Source organism: Cupriavidus sp. 8B, from assembly GCF_054589115.1.
The window spans coordinates 1-1,207 of record NZ_BAAILO010000648.1 but is presented as its reverse complement, the minus strand read 5'-3'; the positions used below and the strand labels follow the sequence as shown (position 1 = coordinate 1,207).

General features: G+C 60.3%; 1 protein-coding gene and 1 pseudogene. One reads left to right on the top strand and one right to left on the bottom strand.

The window, feature by feature from the left end; all coding sequences use genetic code 11:
- On the bottom strand, nucleotides 1–557 hold a 557-nt coding region (locus tag ACYP5B_RS51750), incomplete at its 3' end, for an AraC family transcriptional regulator (protein ID WP_459575276.1).
- Between the two features lie 486 nt (nucleotides 558–1,043).
- On the opposite strand from ACYP5B_RS51750, the pseudogene ACYP5B_RS51745 reads away from it, so the two are divergent.
- A pseudogene (locus tag ACYP5B_RS51745) lies at nucleotides 1,044–1,207 on the top strand (DNA-binding response regulator); the annotation flags it as partial.

The window sequence follows — 1,207 nt, the reverse complement described above, 5'->3', positions numbered from 1 at the left end:
CGGTAATAGACGACCAGGCGTCGGGCCACGTTACGTGCCAGCGCCGCGCCGTGGTCGTGCTCGATGAGCGCCAGGGCAAGGTCCATCGCCGCAGACATGCCGGCCGAGGTCCAAATGTTTCCGTCCTGCACAAAAATGCGATCCTCGTCGACACGAACCTGAGGAAAGGTTTCCTGCAATCGTCTGGCATGCAACCAGTGGGTGGTAGCAGTCTTTCCGTCCAGCACGCCGGCCTCTGCAAGCGCGAACGCGCCCGTGCAGATGCCCGCGACACGTCGTGCCTCGTGGGCCGCACGGCTGATGTAGGACTTCAGCCCGGGATCCAGGGGGCCCGGGACACGAATCCCCGCAACCATCAACGTATCGGGCATCGTGTCGAATTTGGTGGTCACGATCCCCAAGCCAATCGTCGAATGAACGATACCTCCGTATTGGGAGAGGATCGTCATGCGGTAGCCCTCTTCGCCGAGCTCCACATTGGCCAGTTCAAACGCGGATAGCGCCGAGAGACCGATGACCTGGAATCCATTTTCTAGAATCAAGCCGATTTGCCGCATTGCTTCTTTCTCGTTACGTCAGCGTCCCAATGACAGTTTCGTGAGACTCTCGCGCAATCTATTCCCGGCGCCCAACGCCGTCAAGTGAACTGTCAGTGTCGAGCGCCGCGCAGCCTGAAGATGTCCGGAATCTCCGCGATTTCGTCTGTCCGCAGAGACACGTCCAGGCCTATCCTTGCCATGCCTTCGCGGCTCCCCCGCAGGCGTGGGGCTCCGCCCCGGAACCGGCAACCGAACAAGCATGCCCAGCAATTCCACATGCGACGAGCAGCCACTCGTCTACATTGTCGACGACGAAGACGCAATCCGCACATCTTTGTGCAGCCTCCTCCGCTCCGCCGGCTTTGCCGCGCGTACCTTCGAGCACACAGCCACCTTTAACGCGTCCGAGAAGCCCGACCGACCGAGCTGCCTGCTGCCCGACGTCCGCCTGCGCGGTGAAAGCGGTCTCCATTTTTTTAGCAAAAGGCCACCCAGGTCCATCGCATGCCCTTCATCTTCATGACGGGCTTCGCCGACATCAGCAGTTGCGTGCGCGCCATGAAAGCAGGTGCTTCGGACTTTCTGCTCAAGCCGCTTTCCGATCATCAGGTGATCGAGTCGGTTACAGTCGCAATCGCCAAGGATGGAGTTCGACTGAGTGCAGAGCG